The 19,456-nt window shown below is 47.5% G+C and carries 7 protein-coding genes; all 7 read right to left on the reverse strand.

What is annotated here, in order from left to right; genetic code table 11:
• Window positions 1-56: 56 nt before the first annotated feature.
• Genes HQM11_07610 through HQM11_07640 form a run of 7 tightly spaced genes read right to left on the reverse strand, consistent with a single transcriptional unit; the run spans window position 57 to window position 19,453 of the window.
• On the reverse strand, window positions 57-4,160 hold the full coding sequence (locus HQM11_07610; GenBank protein ID MBF0350884.1) for a LamG domain-containing protein: 4,104 nt from the start codon (window positions 4,158-4,160) through the stop codon (window positions 57-59).
• A gap of 15 nt (window positions 4,161-4,175) precedes the next feature.
• Window positions 4,176-5,345, reverse strand: coding sequence for a hypothetical protein (locus HQM11_07615; GenBank protein ID MBF0350885.1), 1,170 nt, complete (start codon window positions 5,343-5,345; stop codon window positions 4,176-4,178).
• A gap of 1 nt (window position 5,346) precedes the next feature.
• Window positions 5,347-6,753 carry a hypothetical protein gene (locus HQM11_07620; protein ID MBF0350886.1) on the reverse strand — a complete coding sequence of 469 codons (1,407 nt, stop codon included), beginning with the start codon at window positions 6,751-6,753 and terminating at the stop codon, window positions 5,347-5,349.
• A gap of 1 nt (window position 6,754) precedes the next feature.
• Window positions 6,755-7,249: a hypothetical protein gene (locus HQM11_07625; protein MBF0350887.1), complete on the reverse strand. Its 495-nt coding sequence runs from the start codon at window positions 7,247-7,249 to the stop codon at window positions 6,755-6,757.
• On the reverse strand, window positions 7,249-8,520 hold the full coding sequence (locus tag HQM11_07630) for a hypothetical protein (protein MBF0350888.1): 1,272 nt from the start codon (window positions 8,518-8,520) through the stop codon (window positions 7,249-7,251). Before HQM11_07630 ends, HQM11_07625 begins: the two co-directional genes overlap by 1 nt.
• Before the next feature lie 23 nt (window positions 8,521-8,543).
• Window positions 8,544-18,947: a phage tail tape measure protein gene (locus HQM11_07635; protein ID MBF0350889.1), complete on the reverse strand. Its 10,404-nt coding sequence runs from the start codon at window positions 18,945-18,947 to the stop codon at window positions 8,544-8,546.
• Window positions 18,944-19,453 carry a hypothetical protein gene (locus tag HQM11_07640; protein ID MBF0350890.1) on the reverse strand — a complete coding sequence of 170 codons (510 nt, stop codon included), beginning with the start codon at window positions 19,451-19,453 and terminating at the stop codon, window positions 18,944-18,946. The genes HQM11_07635 and HQM11_07640 overlap by 4 nt, the downstream gene beginning before the upstream one ends.
• Window positions 19,454-19,456 lie beyond the last annotated feature (3 nt).

The raw sequence follows: 19,456 nt of genomic DNA on the forward strand, positions 1-19,456 counted from the left end.
TGTTAAGCACAGGATGTTATTGATGATGCGATGATTGGAGGTATTTCATAAAAACCTTAAAAAAGTTTATACACATATCCACGCAAATAAATAGACCCTGAATCCACAGTCCCTCCTGTATAGTATTTTAAGTAATCGCTATAAACTATAATTTCACCACTCGTTTGTACTTCGGAACTTGTCCCCACAGACAATGCCGTAATAGAATTAAGACAATTACCAGCGGTTGTTGAATCGTTATCAGTTGTTACATCTAAACCACCATTATCAGCGTTAAGATAAACACTTATTTTTATTGAGTGTGTGATACTTTGTGGAGTGAATTCACTTGAAAAAGAAACAGACCCCGCTGCTGTGATACCGGATTTTACAGTGACTGATTCCATACCAACATGATTCCCAATTTGATGAAAACGAATGAAATTGCTCGAAGTATTTCTAACAGCCCCCACAAGACGTTTAAAAAGGTACCCTGATGGCATTGTGGGTGCTGTTGATGAAATAGACAAAAGTGAAGCCGTGGTTGTTCCATTCCAAATCACCCAGATGTAATACCAACTATTAACCGCTTCAGCTCCAGTATCCAATCCATTTACGCCTGAAACTGTAATATCAGCAGTTAGATTTACAGCAGATAAAACCTGAGCCAAGCCAGCAGTATTATAAACAGTCAAGAAATCCGCATCAATATCCACCTGATAAAGTGGATTTGTTGCATTCACCTTAACAACAACGCCTTCATCACGTTTATTAGGTGTGAATGCACTGCCGATAGCAATACCAGAACCGGGATTCTTCTCGGTGATTGTATCAGTGTATGAATCATTCACAGTAACACTGTTAAAGGCCACGTCTGATGTTGGAGAAACATCCTGATCCGACAATCCAGTATATCCAAATTGCTCTCTGAAGGTCAGAACCTCACCTGCCAGCAAAGCACCAGCAGCAGTCAATGTGATGCTGTTGGCATTGGTTTCAGTATAGTGATTACCTAAAAGGTATCTCAACCCAGAGCTGTGATACACTTCCAATGATTTTCCATCTTTTGTGTAAGCTCCACTGTGAGGAATCACTATGACATCTCCTGCTCCTTTATTACTTGGAGCTACATAATCCTCATACAAATGGGTGTTGGATGTGTATGTCACTAAACCTAAATAATCATACAATACTCCAAAGCTGTTCAGACTATCTTCCGCAGTTTGTGACGTGATTTTGATCTTCAATCCATAAAACCCGCCAGAAAGATAAATAGTTTCACCCGCATTGCAGTTGGTGAAAGATCCTGAATATGCACCTTCAGACACCACAGCAACATCATAGCTGACCTGAAAGTTTGCATCACTGAGTAAGGTATCCAAGTGAACATAAAACTTGTAGTCTATGGCTGTGCCTGGAACTACAATTTCTTTGATTATGTACTGCCCCACCTGAAAATCGTATCGTTTTTCAGCAGAATTATAACTGGCAGTACCATCCAAAATAGTCCCAATGGCGTTGAAAATATCAAAATACAACTCATTGTACGGAGTTGATCCTAACAACGTGGCATAAATTCCATCATCGGAAAACGAATCTCCTGTGCCACTGCCACCACCGCCGAAGCTGGCGAGTTGCGCTGCGACACCCTGAAACTTCGTGATCTCTTCTTTCAAATCTTTTTGTGGAACGTCAATATAAACTGATGTCCCAGATCCCATGACGGTGGTTCTTTGTGCCAGCGCAATGGTCTCCAACGATTGATACGCCACATCCGCATAAACGGACAACACCGCACAACCTTTGAGAATTGAAAGCCCTGCTGATGTGGAAACATACAACTGCTGGGTCGAATCGTCAAAGTCCATCGCCGTGATGTCATTGCCCAGAATTCCAGCCTTAGAATTCAAACTGAACAAGTATTTTTCCATGAGGAAGATCAACGCCGCCTGTTCTTCGGTAATCGTGGTTTTTCCAATTCGGAGTAGAGACAGGGTTCCATTGCTCAACGCATTGGACACCGTGTGTTCCAGGCCGATAAGAATCGTCGCAGATCCGTTTGTGAGCGTTCCCGCAGCATTGGTGATAGTCACATCTGCCGTTTCCAAGGCGCCATTGATGAACATTTTCAACACACCTGCTTTCCTGGTCAAAACGACACTGATCCATTCGTTTGTCCTGACCAACCTTGATGAACTGATTTTGTCTGAGGTTGAAAACCCATCATTTGTGATCTCAAAATGCAATTTACCGTCTGTTCCTACATACACTTTCCACCCTGAATTTTGATATGAGGAGGTGTAATAGGCATAAATCGCAATCGTTTCTAACGAGGATTGTCCTGTGTGTTCTTTGAGCCAAAACTGGATGGCAAAATCATCTGTTCCAAGATCAAAATCCGTATCATATGCCTTATTCATGAAGTTCAACGAGTTGAAACCCTTATAGGCAACCAGAGTGCATCCGGTGTTCACCACTTCCTTGGTGATCGTCCCATTGCTGGTAAAATTATTGGTTTTTCCTGATCTGTCCGTAACCCCCAAATCAGCCACATCCGTCATGTTCATGATCGCTAATATCGGATCGCCAACCATCCATCCCGTCTGGTATTCTTGCGTGATCCAGTCCGCCATTTCTTTGTTGAACAATGCCAATCCGGATGCCGAGGCCATCGCACGGAAAGTATCCAGGCTTCTCAATGCTGAACTTTTAGAGGATGCGGAGGGATTGGATAATACGGGTGGAGTTGATGCCGTACTGATGGAATAATCGGTACCGCCGAACGTTCTGGTGGTATAGGGATAAGCAAACCCGTCAATTCGGGCTGAGGTAGCATTCCCTGCCAGGATTTCCTCATCGGGGCCGGTTGTGACAAAATAATAGTCGTCTCCTGCCGTGGTTTTCATGTTGACCACGGTACCGTCTGGGAGCAACACATCCACGCCGCTCAAGGTTGCCATTGCAACAGTCGGTTGAGACAGGTTCCGTGTGGGATCATCCTCTGTTCCTGATTTGATAAAAACGTGCATCCCGTTGATGGAGGGGCTTGTCAACTTGTTGACCGTAGACAGTTGTCGCCAGCCTGTGACTGTTTGGTTCCTTAACGAAATCAAGGCTTCTGAAGCATACGAAGCTGTGGTGTTGTACCTGTACGAAGTGTCTTTGACGAAATCAATCACAAACAACTCACCCACCAATCCAGAGCATCCCACATACAAGAACCCGTTTTTTGCTCTCACAGAGGAAACCACTGAATCCACAGTCGAGCCGATCATCGTATCGTCTGCGGCTTTGGTGAATTTCATCCACAGATTGACAGTCGATCCATCCAGATCATAGATGTGGACAAAATCATCTCCCGCAACCAGCAAGGCCGTAGAGGGGAATCGGTCTTTTGCGCCACGATTCAAAGCCACACCCGCATATTCCTTGAACCATGACTTTTCGCCACCTAATTCCCGCCATGCTCCACCATCTGAATCCAAAGACGTTTCGTAAAGAAAAACGTCATTCACCGAAGTCACCGCCAGGGTGGAAAGTAAACGGGTGATCAAGGAGGGGTTCGATTCGCTCAGAATTTCCCAGCGTCCATCACCTGCATTATCATTGGGCCTGAGAACCGAGGCTCCGTCATCTGCCACGGTTGAGGTAGGAATGTACCGATACTCTGCACCCAACCCTGAAACGTACCGGATTGCAAAGTCACCAATATTGGCAGTAGGAATGGCTTTCAGAGTCGCTGCGTCTGGCACCGAAGCTCCGTATGCCGCATGTTCAACACTGGATTCTGTGGCAAATTTGTTGGCGTTGTTTGCACCTGCAACATCTAATGCCAGGATTTGATCGTTGGTCAGGTTGGAATATTTCCTCCACCGTCCTGTGCCTGTGTCTGGAACCAGTACAGTGTCATCGTCCCCATTGCTGACATCACTGGCATGGAACCGATAAGCCGTGTACGGCGTGGAGTTGGTCAATAACACCATCATACCGTTTGTTCGATTGGCTGCGGTAATCGCCTTGATCGCAACCACAGAAGCGTATGCCCCACCAATGCGCCGGTTGAGGATACTCACTGCCGTGTCAATATTGTCCTTGTTTGAATCTTCAATGGGTTTCCAAACGGTCGTTCCTGCTTCCGGTTTTTCAAGACTGAGATCCCCTGTTGTGAATGTGCTTGGCATATCGCTCCTTGCGTCCTAATTTTTAATGAGATAGAAAAAAACACTATACTTCGGGGTCACATCAAATGGATGAGTGTGGCCCCCTAGCGAGACGGTATTTCCTGAACCGGATTGTACCTGAACAGTTGCCGTTTCTGGATCGGTCTGAACTTCCTGTTGTCCAGACACGCCGAAATTTGTCGGGTTTGCAGTGTGTGCCTCCCATCCCATCGGGAAGGCATTGCTCATGTTGTAATCTCCCATGTGACCATCAAGCACACGCCATCCTTCCCAGTAGCACCCAACTCTCCCGAACCACTTATCAACACCAGATGCAGGAAAACCAGTGGAAGTCGTGGTCAGTTCAAAGGCGTGTTGAAACTCCCTGAAAGAATGTGGTCTCCAGAGCATGACGCTGCCCTTGGGCGCAAAAAGCTGAGGGTGTGACCGTTCGGGGTGCTGATAATCTCGAATGTCCTTGATGTAGAACTGATATTTTTCCTGAGTCTGCCCTCCGGTATAGACGTTTTGCTCCTTAAAAAATAACTCATCATACTTGATCAACACCCACCTCAAGGAAAACAACAGGATCTCGTCCGAATCCAGAAACACGGAGGGATCCGAATTGCTCAACCGAAAATAGGCTCTCAGTTTAAGCTTTCCGTCCACAACGTTTTCCCTGGCTGCGACAAACACCCAGCATTCTCTATCCGTTGGCCCTGTGATCCCGCTTTCGTCTGTGTACTCAACTGTGATGTTGCCACCGCCATTGACTTCTGTGACATATGTATCCTGGGTGAGAATGACAGGCCGCCCCTTTAACATCATCCGGAGCGGAGATGCCACGGAAGCAGAAAGACCAATCCGGTTGACCAGCTCATCATTCGTGGGCTGGGAATTATTCAGAGACGTTTTCCAAATAAACCGCAACCTGTCACTGTACTGATGCAGGATACTTGATTCACCTGAGAGTCCAATCAACGGATGGATGATCTGCTGGAATGCTTGGGAGGATGGATTGAAACCCAGATCCTTGAACCTCTGATCCAGGGCTTCTATGCTTCTCTGGAGTGACGCAGCGGCAGCGTTCATACCGTTGATGTCAATGTCTAACTGACTGTCACCCGTGGATGTACTCCAACCGCCTTCGGGATACCAAAGGACTTCGTTTCGTTCAAATACTTTTCTGTCGTCTGATCCAGCCATATCAATACTGTATAATTACGGTTTCTTCTATCTCGCCACCTAACTGATAATTTCGCCTGCCTAAAAATACCAGATCTGGACTTGTAGAACAATAGGCTTTTTCACCAACTTTTGGAGTGGTGTCAAAAGCCTGTTTCATGAACACTGTATCTCCTTCAACCCGAAGCACAATTCCGTACCCCACGCCGAACTCGGAAGACACATAAATATAAAAATTTTCGGTCAACCCTGTGACGTTATCCAACACAATCTCTGTCAGGGAAGTAACCCCCGTGATCGTAGAAATAAATATGCGTTGGCCCAGCTTTCGGTATCGCCGAACAAAGGAGTTCTCAAAAAACAACTTGTACTTCACTTTGGACTGCGAGGTTGAGAGCTGGGCGTACCGTACTGAACAGAAAGCGTTTTTGAACGGGAATCCTGATAAATGTGGCAACTCATCGCTGGTAATCGTCACCAGATCGCCATACCGCAAATTGGATAAATAATGCCGGTACGTTTCTCCCTCAATGATAAACTGAGGATCTTTGAGCCGCTTCAGGAACCTGGATGCAATATCAATTGACAAACTCTCTGAACGTCCCCATTTCCAGGGAATATTGAACAACTTCTCCCCGTAGGAATTGACGGAATCCTGATCCGCAAGGTCTTCGGATTGCGTGTCATAGCGTTTGGTACTCCAGTTCAGGTTGTACTGTACCGTAATGAGGTTTGAAATGTTTTTGAGCGTTGCCGTTGCGGAAAGCGTGGTCAACTCGTTATTGGCGTTGATATGCGCCACAGGAAACCTGGAACGCCCACCCGTCTCAGAGTGAAATGTGATCCGGCCTGTCTCAATCTCTGTAAAAAAAAGATACTCTAACATCTCCGCAAACCACTCTGCAAACGAGTTATCACGGTTGATGATGCCTGAAATGTAGAGTCCTTGGGTCACACACGCTTTGATGAGTCCGTACCAGGTGCTTTTGTCCACCACATCAAACAGTTCATTGCCATAAAACTGGATCAAATAGGCCATGATGTGATCCGGCCTTGTGAGTGCCTTGCCGTTTCCCGAAATTCCCTGATCCACAATCCCACGCATCTTGGCTGCCAGTTTCGCCGTCTTGTTGTATGAAAACTCAATGTAGGTGTAAACCTTTCCGTCAATCGTATCAATTCCGGTGGTAAACACTTCCAGCAATTCATAAGAGCCTTCATAGACGGCTTCAATGCCCAGGCATTCACCCCAGCTCACAAAATACCGTTTGGTCGTAATCCTGACAAGAGGAACGATCCCGTCAATACCCACCACAAAATCGCCAAACACGAACTGGAGGAACGCAAACGGATCTTCTGTATCATTGCCAAAAAGCGCAGCTCGGTGGACAACACGCACAATCGAAGCTTTTGTCAGTGAAGATGGCATATCAACCCAAAGAAAGAATTACCTTGTTTTTCGCATACTGTACGGTCTCGATAACGCCCCTGTTTACTTCAGCATAGTAAATGTATGCGAGACCAATAAAACCGAACCTGACGATGACTTCACGCCCCAATAAAGGCTCTTTTGACCATAATGAGGATATGGAATAATCGTGATTTGACAGTGTGACCGATCCTGACCCGGAAGAACTCCGTTTTGACCGTTTCATGGACAAATTATCCTGAACACCGTCTGCAATCGTCACGTCTGTGACCTTGACCAGACGCTCCTCCTTCAAAATCAGGATGTCTGTGCGCTCATCAAACGTTAAGTCATAATCCTCTGGGAGAAAATCCTCCATGGGCAACCCGCTTTGCAGTTCTTCCGCAGCTCGACTGTCCTGAATAAACAATAACCCTCCACTGTCCATCCTCAAATACGCAGTGAATGCCGGAATACTGTCAAACCTGCGCCTGAATCTCTCAAATTCGTGGTTCATCACGCCTCCTTGAGATTGATCTGCCACTGAAGTCGGTCTCGCCGGATATAATCCACAGAAACCTTCTCCTGGTTAAACAGAGAGTACAAATAATCGGAGGGATAGGAAGGGAGGTTGATTGTGTAAAACGCCCTGGACGGTAGTCCTACCTGGTTGCAGGCATACCAAATATCAATGATGGTGTTGCGGTCGGCTTCGGTCAAATTGGAAAATCCCGCCTGATAAAACTTTCTTAATCCATGGATGGAGGTAAAGGACTGCCCTGTTCTGAACTCCGTATCTTCAGTGTAACGTCTGGTCTCAAACCCGTAATTCTTGTTAATGTCACGGCTCAATTGGGTGGCCTTCCCTAAAAATATATGCCCTGCCTCCGGTTTGACCGGATGTGCCTGGTGCGTGATAAGCTCTATCCGCCAATACCGATACTGCTGTAACCCATCCCTGAATAAATAGGCACAATGCTTTTTGGTAAAACCAATCTCTGCTCCAATATCCACCTCAAGCGGAACGGTACCCCAGGCATTCGGGATGGGTTCGCCATTGCTTGTTTGGCTCTCATTGGTGGCCTTGATAATAATTTTATCGCCCAGGGCTTGATCAAGATTATGGTCATGGAGCGCAAAGGCGTTCAACATCCAGGAACCTGAACCAAAATCCACATCAATATACGCCAGTGTGTCATTTGCCTTCCAGCGCATGTTCTTATCCCAGTTGAGCAAATGCTCTGGCAAATAACTACGGTACCCGATAAACGAAAACTCGTCACTCACCTCAAACGGATCCATGCCTGCTGTAACCGCATCACTGAACGATATTTCAACGCCAAGTGAACGAAGATATTCTGGAGTGTCAGAAGGATTTGATGATGTCAGGTACCCTTCAAGACCGTTGGTGTGGTAGCTTGCTCCTCCATCGGTCGAATAATAGTAACGTGCGCCACCAACTTTGCCATAGGTCGGCAAGGACGCATCGCCCTTGGACTTGATCCTGACAATGATGGTTTTCTGGTCTTCTGCGATATAATCCCCCTGCACTTGCACGGTGCCAGAACCCGCATGGGACGCTCTAACGTTGCTGAAAAATCCTGGGTATGTTGAGGATGTCTGAAACGAAAACTGCGCAAGATCAGCCTCTTTTGCTGCTTCCAGTTCACTAAAAACGAGAAAGGTGATCCGTTCAATGATTTTTACTGGAGTCCCGCCTGATCCACCGTAATAAGTATCTCCGTATGGTGTAACCCCATACTCTCCAGTCGTTAAAAATACAGGCATAATACCCATCCCCTTAATTTTAATTAACGATAAACTTCCTGTCCTTCTGTAATAGATCGAACATCCTCAAACACATCCACGCCAAACACATTCCCCAGTCCAAGGCTTTGTAGTTTGGGGATAATAGCCTGAACAATCTCGTCTGCGCCGCCGTCACCACTCACTTTGAACGTGGTGAATTCTCCATTGTTGTTGATTGCCACAGTCAGGTTATTGACCACATTATAATCCACCGATGTCGTGCCTGCGCCACCAGTATCTCCGTTGGCTACAATACCACCAGCCGCATATTTTTTGGGAACCCTGCCGGTATTATTCATGAAATCGAGATTCTCAACTCCCAATCTGGAAACAGCCGACTTTCTGAGTATGTACTCACCGCCTTCCAGTTCGACAGAATTGCCCGCAATCGGGCCACCCATCGCCATTTTTATCGGAATGATCCCGCCTTCGCCAAACGGCAAGTATTTTTGAAAGTCCTTGGGAACAACGTCTTTCACAATATCCCTGCCAATCTTGCCTAGATCAATGCCACCGCCCACATTACTGAAATTGGCTATAAATGAATCAGTCGCTTTCCTGGCCACTGCTCCAAAATCTGGGAAGGTAGACGCATCAAACGACAACTTCCCGAATATGTCGTTTAAGGCTTTAGACGCTTGTTCCTGTATGTTAGAAAAAGTGGAGGAATCAAACGACAGCAATGCGCCCACTTTATCGAACGATGCAGAAAAGTTTTCAGTAAAGTTGCTAAAGGTTGACGGATCAAAACTCAACTTCCCAAACACGCTATCAAGAACGTTTCTTACAGTAGCTTCCAGATTATATTGTTCACTCACTCCCTGCAAAAATGTAGCTGCTGCATTGAATGGAGCCATTAACACGTCAAAAACGCCCTGTACCGCACCTGTAATATCTGGCGTGGTCACTGATACGCTCCCAATATTCGCTGCGCCACCACCACCGCCGGTAAATAAACCAAACAGACTCGAAATTGATCCAATCACCAACTGGAACGCATCATTTGCCGCATTCACCACTGCAATCACTGTTGCCGAAGATGCCTGCATTTGCGTCAATGGTGCAGACAATGATGCCAAAAATCCTGGAATCACACCTGATCCCCCTGCGGAGGCTTCCGCAGGAACACCACCTCCCTCCTCAAATTTCGGAATCAAGCCTCCATCGGCAAAAGTTCCCGTTTTGTTTAGCCGCCCCAGCCTGGATGCTCCGATCCGGTTGACGGTAGCTTTTTTGATGATGTACTCACCACCCTCCAGCTCCACCATTCCTCTGGAAGCTTTTACATACGCTGGGATTCCTCCATGCTTATGCGAAGGCCCAACGAGCAACCCCCCAGTCTGATAGGTGTCAATCGGGCCACCTTCCGCCTTCTCTTCACCGCCACCACCACCAAAAATACTGGAGATTATATTCCCGAATGTGCTGAATACCGATCCCACGTTTCGCCCTAGCAATTGCATCGCTTGCGACGCCTGTGTCAATGTCGGAAAGTCCATCATTGCTCCCAAATCACCAATGGATGTACCTATCCCTGAAATCCAGTTGCCAAGCTCTTTAATCCAGTCTTCTGGGCCACCAAATTGGCTCAGATCCGGCATTTCAAAATCAAATTCGGTGATGGTATCTTTCAAGGGGTTCAACGCCACATCCAGGTCTGATAACATTTTGCCGAAGTTCTCCAAGTTGACCGTCAGCGCATTGAGTACGTCTATATCTGCTTGTGAAAACACGTCCTTCAAGGGGTTCAGCCCCACATCCAGGTCTGATAACGCTTCTCCAAAATTCCCCAGATTGACCGTCAATGCGTTGACATAATCAAATTCAAGCACAAAATCTTTCAAGGGGTTCAACGCAACATCTATGTCTGAAAAAAATGATTCAAGCCCTTTCAAATTGGATGTAATGATGTTCAGCACATCAAAATCAAACTCAAAGCTCAGATCAACACCCTCAATCAACTCCTTCAAGGGGTTCAACCCTACATCTATGTCTGAAAAGAATGATTCTAGCCCTTTCAAATTGGATGTAATGATGTTCAGCACATCAAAATCAATGTCCTTGAACGCATCTGGATTCGGCATCAATGATCCGATAACCTTGGCTATCAGTTTATCAATCTCTTCCTGAATCGTGTCGAATGTCGGGCTTTTCTGGGCAATGTCCAGAGCCAATGCCAGCGGTGCCAAAGGCAACAGCAAAATGAACAGGAATAATTTTTTTATGTCTTCTTCATGTGCGCTGAACTCTCGCTCAATGTCCTGCATGATCTTTTCAGGGTCATTATTCGCAAAAATCATTCCGACTATTAATGCAGCAGCAGCCACCATCCAGCCACCGGCAACAAAGGCTATGGCAGTGGCAATTCCAACCGCAATGGCTTCTTCATCCGTGGCATTGTCGCCTAACAGTGCCTTGGTAATCAATGCGCCACCTACCAGGAACCCTATGGCAAGCCCGAATGTACCGCCTACTACGACCGCAATCGCAGAAGCCAACGCTAACGCATTACTGGCTTCAGGCTCAAACCCTGCCATATCCGCCAAGGCCGCCGTGAACATTGCCGCTGCTCCTGCCATCAGAATACTGCTTAACATTTCAGGGGCACCAGGAGGCAGATTGGCTGCTGCGCCCGCTAACGTTCCCGCACCTGAAATCAATGCCAGTGGGTCTGTTTTTGGTGGAGGATTGTCGTTTAGATTTGGATCCGGTGGGTCTGTGTCCGGCAAATCATATTTAGGGATCGTTATTGTTGACCCTGTGTCCGATGGGCCTGTACCGGAACTTGTATCGCCCGAAGTATCCACCGTGACTTTGATCCCAGGATCAACGAGCTTTTCCAGTGCAGACTGGGTCTCCTTGTCCATCGAAATATCGAGGGACGTTGGGACGCTACTCGCATCCATTTTGACGGTGAAGGTTTTATCGGCTGTATTGAAGGTTTTTAACTGACCTGCCAGGCCGTTAAACGCACTCTGAGACTCTCCCTCTAATGAACTAATCACTTTCTGGGTCAGGGTAAAATCCGGCCCTATCTGCTCTGCCGTTTCCACTGAACTAACAAGGACAGCCCTCAATTCCAGGGCATCGTCTACCGACTGTCTTAACTGGGCATCATCAATAGCGATGGTGAGACCTTGATCAAGAAATTCAGCCTGACTCACTGCGTCAACCAACGGCTGAAAGCTCACAATCTGGGACTCGTCAAATGTCTCCACAAAGCCTTTTATCTTAGCCCGCATGGTTGCAAGTTCATCATCCTGCGTCTTCCTGAAGGATGAAGCAACCCTGTCAAAAGTGGAAGCCAATGCGTCCAGTTCCTCAACCGTCTTTGCTACAGAAATTGCGCTCAGGAGATCCGAGCTGATCGCTTGATCTGCCGTCATGCCTCCGGTTGCCAATTTTTGCAGAGCTTTCCCCAGAATACCGCCTTGCTCAAACTTTCCTTCCTGTTGAGATTGGCTGAAGTTCTTTCCATGAGAGGCCAGCAATTGCAGGAAAAACTCCTGGAATCCAGGCAGTTTCATAATATCTTTCGGGATAACTCCCTCACCGCCTTCCACTTCCGCAATATACACCCCATCTTTGTTCTGCACCTTGATGCCCCCCTGTGCGTGGCTTGGGCCTTCCAGAATTCCACCCACTGCATGAGAGGGAAGTATCATGCCTTTTGCCCCGAAACCAAACCCTTTGAACACATCAACAATGGGTTTCAAGATACTGCCTTCCCAGGGGTCATGTTCTTCATCTTCATCCTTCTCATTTTTTTTCTCATCTGCAAGCGAGGTTTGATAGCCTGTCATGATGTTCAGGATTGCCTGGATACCGTTCGTGGCGTTGCTTCTTACCGTATCAATCGCATCTGTGATCGTGGTATCAGCTTCGTTTCCAGAAATGGTCTGTATCAGTGGTGTCATATTGGCGTTGAGCGTATCCAAGGCTGCATTGGTCTGAGCTTGCAGGTCAAACAACTTCTGGTCTCTGGCCTTCTGTAAATCTTCCTTGATTTTTTCCAGTAGTTCTCGCCGCTCTTCCTGGGATTTCATCAAATCAATGAGATCCTTCTCAAATTGCGCCTCCGCAGTTTTCAGACCGTCCAAGATGGTATTCTGGGCACCCAGCAATCGCTGGAGTTCAGTGTTTTGTGCTTCCATGGCTGCGGTTTGTCCCGCAATTGCGAGGTTTGTCAAATCTGTTTGCTGTTGCAGGAGGGCGTTTTGCTGTTCCACCTGCTTATCAATCCTGATTTTTGCCAGTTCATTGTTCTTGGTATCACGGGCTACATCATACTCTCGGTTTTTTGCTGCCAGTTCTGCATCGGCCTGTATTTGTTGCTCCAGCAACGCAATATTCTGTTCCCGTCTGAGTGACTCCATTTGATCGTTTGCAGCAGTGAGCTGCGCTGCGATGTCTTCGCCCAGCGAGCCGAGAAGATTAAACAACGGGCCTGACTCCCCAAGCGAACCCACTAAACCGTCACGGACTTCAACCAATAAGGAACTGATCGGGCCATCGGCAGACAACAAATCTGTCAAAGAGGCGTCTCCGTCCACCTGGTTTGCCACCAGGTTCCCGATTTCGCCCTGCAATTGCTGAAGCTGAAACACATATTGGTCTGTGGAAATAAACCCTTGCTCATATTGCTGCTCCAATACGTCAACCTGCCGGTTGAGCAGGATGTTTGCCTGTTCCCGATTACCTGAAAGGCTGGTGTCCAGAGAGGCGTATTGCGCTTGCAAATCTGATAAAGATGAGGCCAGTGACTCCGCCGAAACGGAACCTGTTGAATCGTTCAGGCTTGCTTCAAAAATCTTTTCCTCAATGGATTTGTTGAGGTCAAACATGCTGTCCACAAAGTCTCTAAAATTATTCAGAGTCTCTGACTGGGAATCTGACTGTTCTTGTATCGCTTTCATCTGGGCATCAAACTCAGCATTGATATTCGCCACCTGAAGGTCGTGCAATATGTCCAGATATTCCAGCTCGATCCCTCTTTTCTCCTCGATTGCGTTCAACTCCTCCTGGGCCTGTTTTTCCAGTAGGTCGAGCTGATAAGCGTTGTACCGCTCTGTGGTTTTCCTGGCGTTATCAACATCTTCCGTGGTCAACGCTGCCAAAGATTCAATCCTGGCCATTTCCTGGAGATGTTCGTCCTCTTTGAACTCTGCGCCTTCAATGTTTGCTCTGACTGCTTCTTTGTATGCTTTGCTGTCCAACTGAGCCTGAACGTCAGCGGCTTTGGTCATAATACCCGCCAGTTCAGCGGCCATCCTTGTTTCTAATGTGGATTGTATGTCTGTGCCTTTTACTTTTGACAATTCCAACCGTGCATCAACGGCAGCAAGTCTGGCCGCCATGTTATCTCCGGCAGCGTTGAATTTCGCCTGTTCGATGCTCAAATCCTCCGAGGCTCTCAGATTTTCAATCATGGTGGCATTGTAGGCGGCCAAAATAGATGCTTCTTCATTCCGCAAGATGGCCATTTGGTTTACATAGCCCTGCTCTATTTCGATCAAGGCTCTTGTCGTGTTGAGGTCGGATATGGTGGAGAGGACTGAACTAGATAAACTCTCTAGCCCCTCTCTGAGTGAGCTGATAGTGGATTCTGTACTGGAGATGGATTCTCTCACACCGTAGATTGCGTCATTCAAACCGAGTTTTGCTTCTGAGACCAGCATACCTGCGGTGTTATAAACTGCTTCTGCGCCGTCCATGATGAGACTGACCTGTTCTTTCAACTGATTGAGTTCTTCCAGACGGCTTCCGGCTTTGACTTCACCATATTGATTGGCCTGGAAATTCAATAACTCGGCTTCAAACCCGTCACCGACTATCCCTGTAATCTGCTCTGCGAAGTCACCAAACACGCTCTCCATAGTGGAGCCTTCTCCGAATATCTCTTCCAGTTGTGTCTGGTCGATTCCAGTAGTCAGCGCAGCGTCCAGGAATGATTTTTGACTTTCCAACATCAGATTCAGGTACTCCACCTGAGCGTCAAAATTGCTTTTAATCGCTACTGCCAGACTGTCATGCAACTGGATAAGGCTTTCCAGGTCAGGCATTAAATCGGCCACATTTTCCTGCTGGCTTGCGAGGGCGGCGTTGTATTTTTCCATTCCCTTGGTAATGAGCGCCGTGGTGGTACTGATGGCGATGCCCATATCCTCAAAACCTGCTGCGCCCTGGTTGATCAATGTTTCTGCCAACACACCGTCTGTTGTACCAGGATCAAAATCACCCGCAGACACCAACCCTTCAAACTTCTTCCCAATCTGAGTAACAAGATCCGCAATGTCCGCCTGGGTACTCTCTATCGCTGACTGGGCGGCTTTCAGTGGCGACTTGGTGAGAGTATCAACAATCGAATTAATATCCTTGGTGATGCTGCTGATGTTCTCCAGAACAGATTTAATATTGTTCAAGAGTTCCATCTGTAACTTATAGTTTTCCATGATGGCATCTGAAACCAGTTCGGAGTTTTTCACAACCGCATTGGCAAACGCTTCGCTATCATAATCAAGACCCTCGAATCCCGTAGTAATCAGCGAGGAAAAGTCTGCGAAACCGTTTGCTCCCGCTTTGATAACACCCTTGAGCTGAGAATTAAGGTCATCAATTGCGCCTCCAGCTCCGATTCGCAAATTGTTCTGTGCCTCAAGCATTCTATCAGAGATGGATGAACCGGCCTCTTTGATGGACTGGAATTTCCCTTCCAAATCACCAATGGCTGCCGAAAAGGTGTCCATTATTCTGTTGATCCTGTCCATGGTCTCTTGATATTTGCGCTCCCGCTCTTCCTCTTTGGCTTGCTGTACGCCATACGCTGCGCCTGCCAACGCAAACACCGCACCGACTGGGCCTGCATAAGCTGAAGCTCCAGCAACACCCGCAAATTCTGCGGCCTGTATGCCAGCCGCCCCTAGAGCCAACCCTTGCTGTGATCCTTGCAATCCTGCATCGAACCCGTCCACGTTGCGCTTGAAGGCATCCGCAATCAATTTACCGGCTTCCGACCATCCCTGTTCTGATAGCTGATCCCATTGACCAGTGATGAGCAGCCCTGTGTTTCCTGCGCCAGCTCCCGAAAATGCCGACATGATCGCAGCCCGTTCTTTCTGCTTCTTGAGGATCTCGTCTTCCAGCTCATACATTTGTTCCAGCAAACCCAGTTGCGTTTCGTATTCTGTGGAAATTTCTGGCAATCCTGCGCTCTTGGCTACACCAATCGCTTTGCTGGCTTCTTCCAGTTGCAGTTCCCGCTCCTTGTTTTTTGCGGCCTTCTCTCCTCCTTCGATAAACGATTCCTGAATGATCAGATTTTTCTGGAGCTGGTAGTTTTGCGTCTGCAATTGCTCCTGAAACCTCTTCAACTGCTCATTGCGTTGCTTGTCAGTTTCCGACAGTTTCTCGTTGGCTGCCATTTCTGTCTGCACATCGTGGATCTCGGTCACAAGTCTCTTTTGTTCCTCCAGTCCTGCAATCAGGTCTGCTTTCCCTGCCTTCCGAGCGGCTTCTAGCTTTTCGTCAATATTCTTCAACTCAATGCGGTATTCGGTCTCACGTTGCAATAGGCCCAGTTGGTCTCTTCTGGTCTGTTCCTTCCGTTCCTCGATGTCTGCGAGGTTGCGTTCAATCTCGGTCTGTTCCCTGGAACCCTGGAGTTGATTTTCAGAGGTTTTTCCGAGTTCTTTGGACTTTTCCAGCATTTTAATACTAAGCGATAGCTGGTCACTAAGCCCCTTGTTCTGTTCCGCAACTTCTCTTGTCTGCGTTTTCAGCTCGTCTGTGATTTCTTGCTGATTGTTAAATTCTTCAAGCAGTTGTGCCGCAGTTTTGTTGGCCTTGTTGGGTGCCAAAGTGTCCAGTACCTTCAATTGGGCATCAATTTGCTGCAACTCTGAAGTCATCTGGGAGATGTAGGTTTTTTCCTGTGCGACACCAGCCTGTAAATCATCAAGTTTATTCTGATAAATTTTTACACTGTTGCTGGCGAATCTTTCGCCAAGCTTGCCCCTGTTCGCATTCACATCATCAATCAATTTTTGAGTATTGGAAATGGCCAAATTTGACTTTTCGATGCGTCTGTCTGCATCATCCATTTCTGATCTAATCACTGACGCATAATCGCCCCAGTATTTTTTCAAGTCTTTTGCAAATGCAGCGTTTTTTGCGTCAATCCTCAGCCCTTTTGCCTTGGCCGCATTGAATTCTTTCACTGTCGCAGTGTTCCCCGCATAGGTCTGGATCAAAAGATCATTGGCCTGTTTTTCTGCGATCAACCCCTTCAAATACCTGTCACTCAGTGCCATGAGGAGGTTGTATTTGTTCACGGCAACTCCTCCCACACTGGCGGCGGTGGAGGTACTCTCTGTCAATTCTTTGATCAAGTCCCTGATTTCTCCCAGTGCTTTCTTGTCGATAAAGTCTTTAATCACCAGAGCTTCACCACTGCCTTCTGCTTGTTTACGCAAATTGGCGATGGCTGCCGTCATCGTGGCCATCATGCGATCCAACGCTCCACTGAAATTAAATGAAAACACATCCGTCATCAATTGCAGTAAACCAATGGCCAAAATCTTGATTCCTTCAAGCATCTTGGAGATTTTATCCAGGCTTGACTCTAGCTCCTCCATGCCGGTTGGACTTTTTTTGATCTGCTGGAAGGTCTCATAAATAGCATAGCCCACGGCCAGAATACCGGACGCAAGCAGTGCCATTTTACCGGCGGTCAATCCCACCAAAGCCACTTTCAGCGCATTGGCTGCGATCACCGCCTGACTCATCCCGACCTGGAATAACAAAATAGCTTTGTCTACACGCTCCACCACCGCAAGGTAGGCGACTTTTGCCAGCACCAGGGTCTTGTATGCGGTGGTTAGCAATACAATCGTACCGGTCAAGGACAGCATCATTTCACCAAGCCCTCGCAACAACACGATGGAATTATCCGTGGACTCAAAAAAGTCCCTGATGGAATTCGCCAGATCCTCAACGTGCCTCAATACTGCCATCACTGCCGGTCTCAACTTCTGGAACAACGCTTCATACATCGCATCCAGTGCCGATAGCGTAATGGACATTTGCCCTGCGGTGTTGTCCAGGGCGGCCTTATACGATTCCTCGGCTGAGATGGCGTAACGCTGCGCTCTGGCGTAATCCTCAATGCCTTTGGTCGTTTCTTTTACGGAGTTCAGCAAAACCATGGCCGAGGCCACATTCTCCCGTCCGAAAATCCGCCCCATGATGGATTGGATGTCCACATCGTTCAGTCCTTCCACGCTTTGCCGAATCAGCCCGAAAATTTCTGGAAGAGTCTTGAGCTTTCCTGTGGATTCATCCGTAAAACTATTGACGGAGAGCTTTAGACGGCCAAAGGCTTCAACGGTTTCAGGGGTGATAGATGTGAGTATGGACAGGATGCCTTTGAGTTGATTACCGGCTTTTGAACCGTCTATGGCATTGTCATTGAACAGGGACAGGGTAGCTGCCGTGTTTTCCAGGCTCATCCCGACAGCGTTGGCAATCGGGCCGACTTCAGCTAATCCTTCAGCCAGTCGTTCCACATTGGCAGCACTCGTAGTCCAAGCCCCGACAAACACATCGGAAACCCTGTCTGCCTGATCTGCCATCAAGCCAAATTGGTTTAAGGTAGCAACTATGACTTCACCCACCCGCTCGATGTTCGTGCTGGTTGCTCCTGCGAGATTGAGGGCGGCGGTAATGGCGTTGAGCGAATCCACGGCTTTGAGTCCGCCAGCGATTAAATTGGCAAACGCATTGGCCACTTGACCTGCGGTGAAGGCGGTTGTCGAACCCAATGCCTTGGCTTTTTCGGTAATTTCGGAAAATAACTCACTCGTTTTTTGGAGATTTCCAACCTGGGCGACTTTAGACAGTGACTTTTCCAGCTCAATGCCACTAGCGGTTAAAGTACGGATAGTGCCAACCGTCAACATCCCGACCGCCTGGATCGCAAACAAGCCGGAAGCAATTTCATTGAGAGTTGTGTTTTTGTGCCGCAGTCCAGCCAACGCCTGATCAAGCTTTTTTGTGCTGTCCACAGTTCGGTTGAAACTATTTCTGACAGCCTCAGAACTCTGGACAAGCGTCTGGATTGACCTTCCCGCAATCACGATGTCTTTGGCGGCCATTCCCCACTTTTTTGCAGCAACCTCCGCAGCTTTGCCGCTCTCTCGTCCCGCTTTGCTGAAGGATGCCGCCAGTTGTTCCGCAGTCCTGGTTCCACCAGACGCAATGGCCTGATGGCTTTTCTGGTAAGTATCGGCTGTTTGTTTGGAGGAGGTTTTAAGGGCTTTGTCAGTTTGCTCTGCGGTGCGCTGGAACGCTCTGAGTTTTGGGGTTCCGTCATCCTCTACGGTGATCTTACTGCGTAAATCGAAAGTCATGTTGCCTTTGTACGCTGCTGGTCGTGTTTCTGATGATTCCGTTTCTGGTTTTCGCTCTGCGCTTTGGAGTAACCGCTATAATAAGAGGCCACCAGACGCTTCACGAACAACAATTCCTGCGGATTTTCTGGGTCTAATTCATATTCGGCCATCATCATCTTCAAATCATCGGTGTCATAAAGCTTGAACTCACTTTGTGCCCCACAGATGAAAGTCATAATGACGCTCAGATGTCGTTTCAGATCATGCAACAGTCTGTTCTGTAGCCCCAATCTGCAATTTCCAAAGCAATAATACTGATTTTTGTTAAGGAGTGATTCACCAAATAACTTGGTGGCTAGAATCCTGTATTCCATTTCTGAATAAACGGAATCTCTGGGATCGGGGTGGCCTTGTTCTGTCCAAAGTTGGAAGGTCGTTTTTTCGTCTGGCTGGAGTTTGTCAGCCTTGAATCTGCGGAGAAAATCGTCCAGTTCTTCCTCATCATAGTATAATCCCTGAAACATATC

It is taken from the genome of SAR324 cluster bacterium, assembly GCA_015232315.1.
Taxonomy (GTDB): Bacteria; SAR324; SAR324; order SAR324; family NAC60-12; genus JADFZZ01.

Bases quoted from the DNA above. Each gene is read 5' to 3' on its own strand.
- HQM11_07610 (MBF0350884.1), bottom strand. From the start codon at position 4,160: ATGCCAAGCACATTCACAACAGGGGATCTCAGTCTTGAAAAACCGGAA.
- HQM11_07615 (MBF0350885.1), bottom strand. From the start codon at position 5,345: ATGGCTGGATCAGACGACAGAAAAGTATTTGAACGAAACGAAGTCCTT.
- HQM11_07620 (MBF0350886.1), bottom strand. From the start codon at position 6,753: ATGCCATCTTCACTGACAAAAGCTTCGATTGTGCGTGTTGTCCACCGA.
- HQM11_07625 (MBF0350887.1), bottom strand. From the start codon at position 7,249: ATGAACCACGAATTTGAGAGATTCAGGCGCAGGTTTGACAGTATTCCG.
- HQM11_07630 (MBF0350888.1), bottom strand. From the start codon at position 8,520: ATGCCTGTATTTTTAACGACTGGAGAGTATGGGGTTACACCATACGGA.
- HQM11_07635 (MBF0350889.1), bottom strand. From the start codon at position 18,947: ATGACTTTCGATTTACGCAGTAAGATCACCGTAGAGGATGACGGAACC.
- HQM11_07640 (MBF0350890.1), bottom strand. From the start codon at position 19,453: ATGTTTCAGGGATTATACTATGATGAGGAAGAACTGGACGATTTTCTC.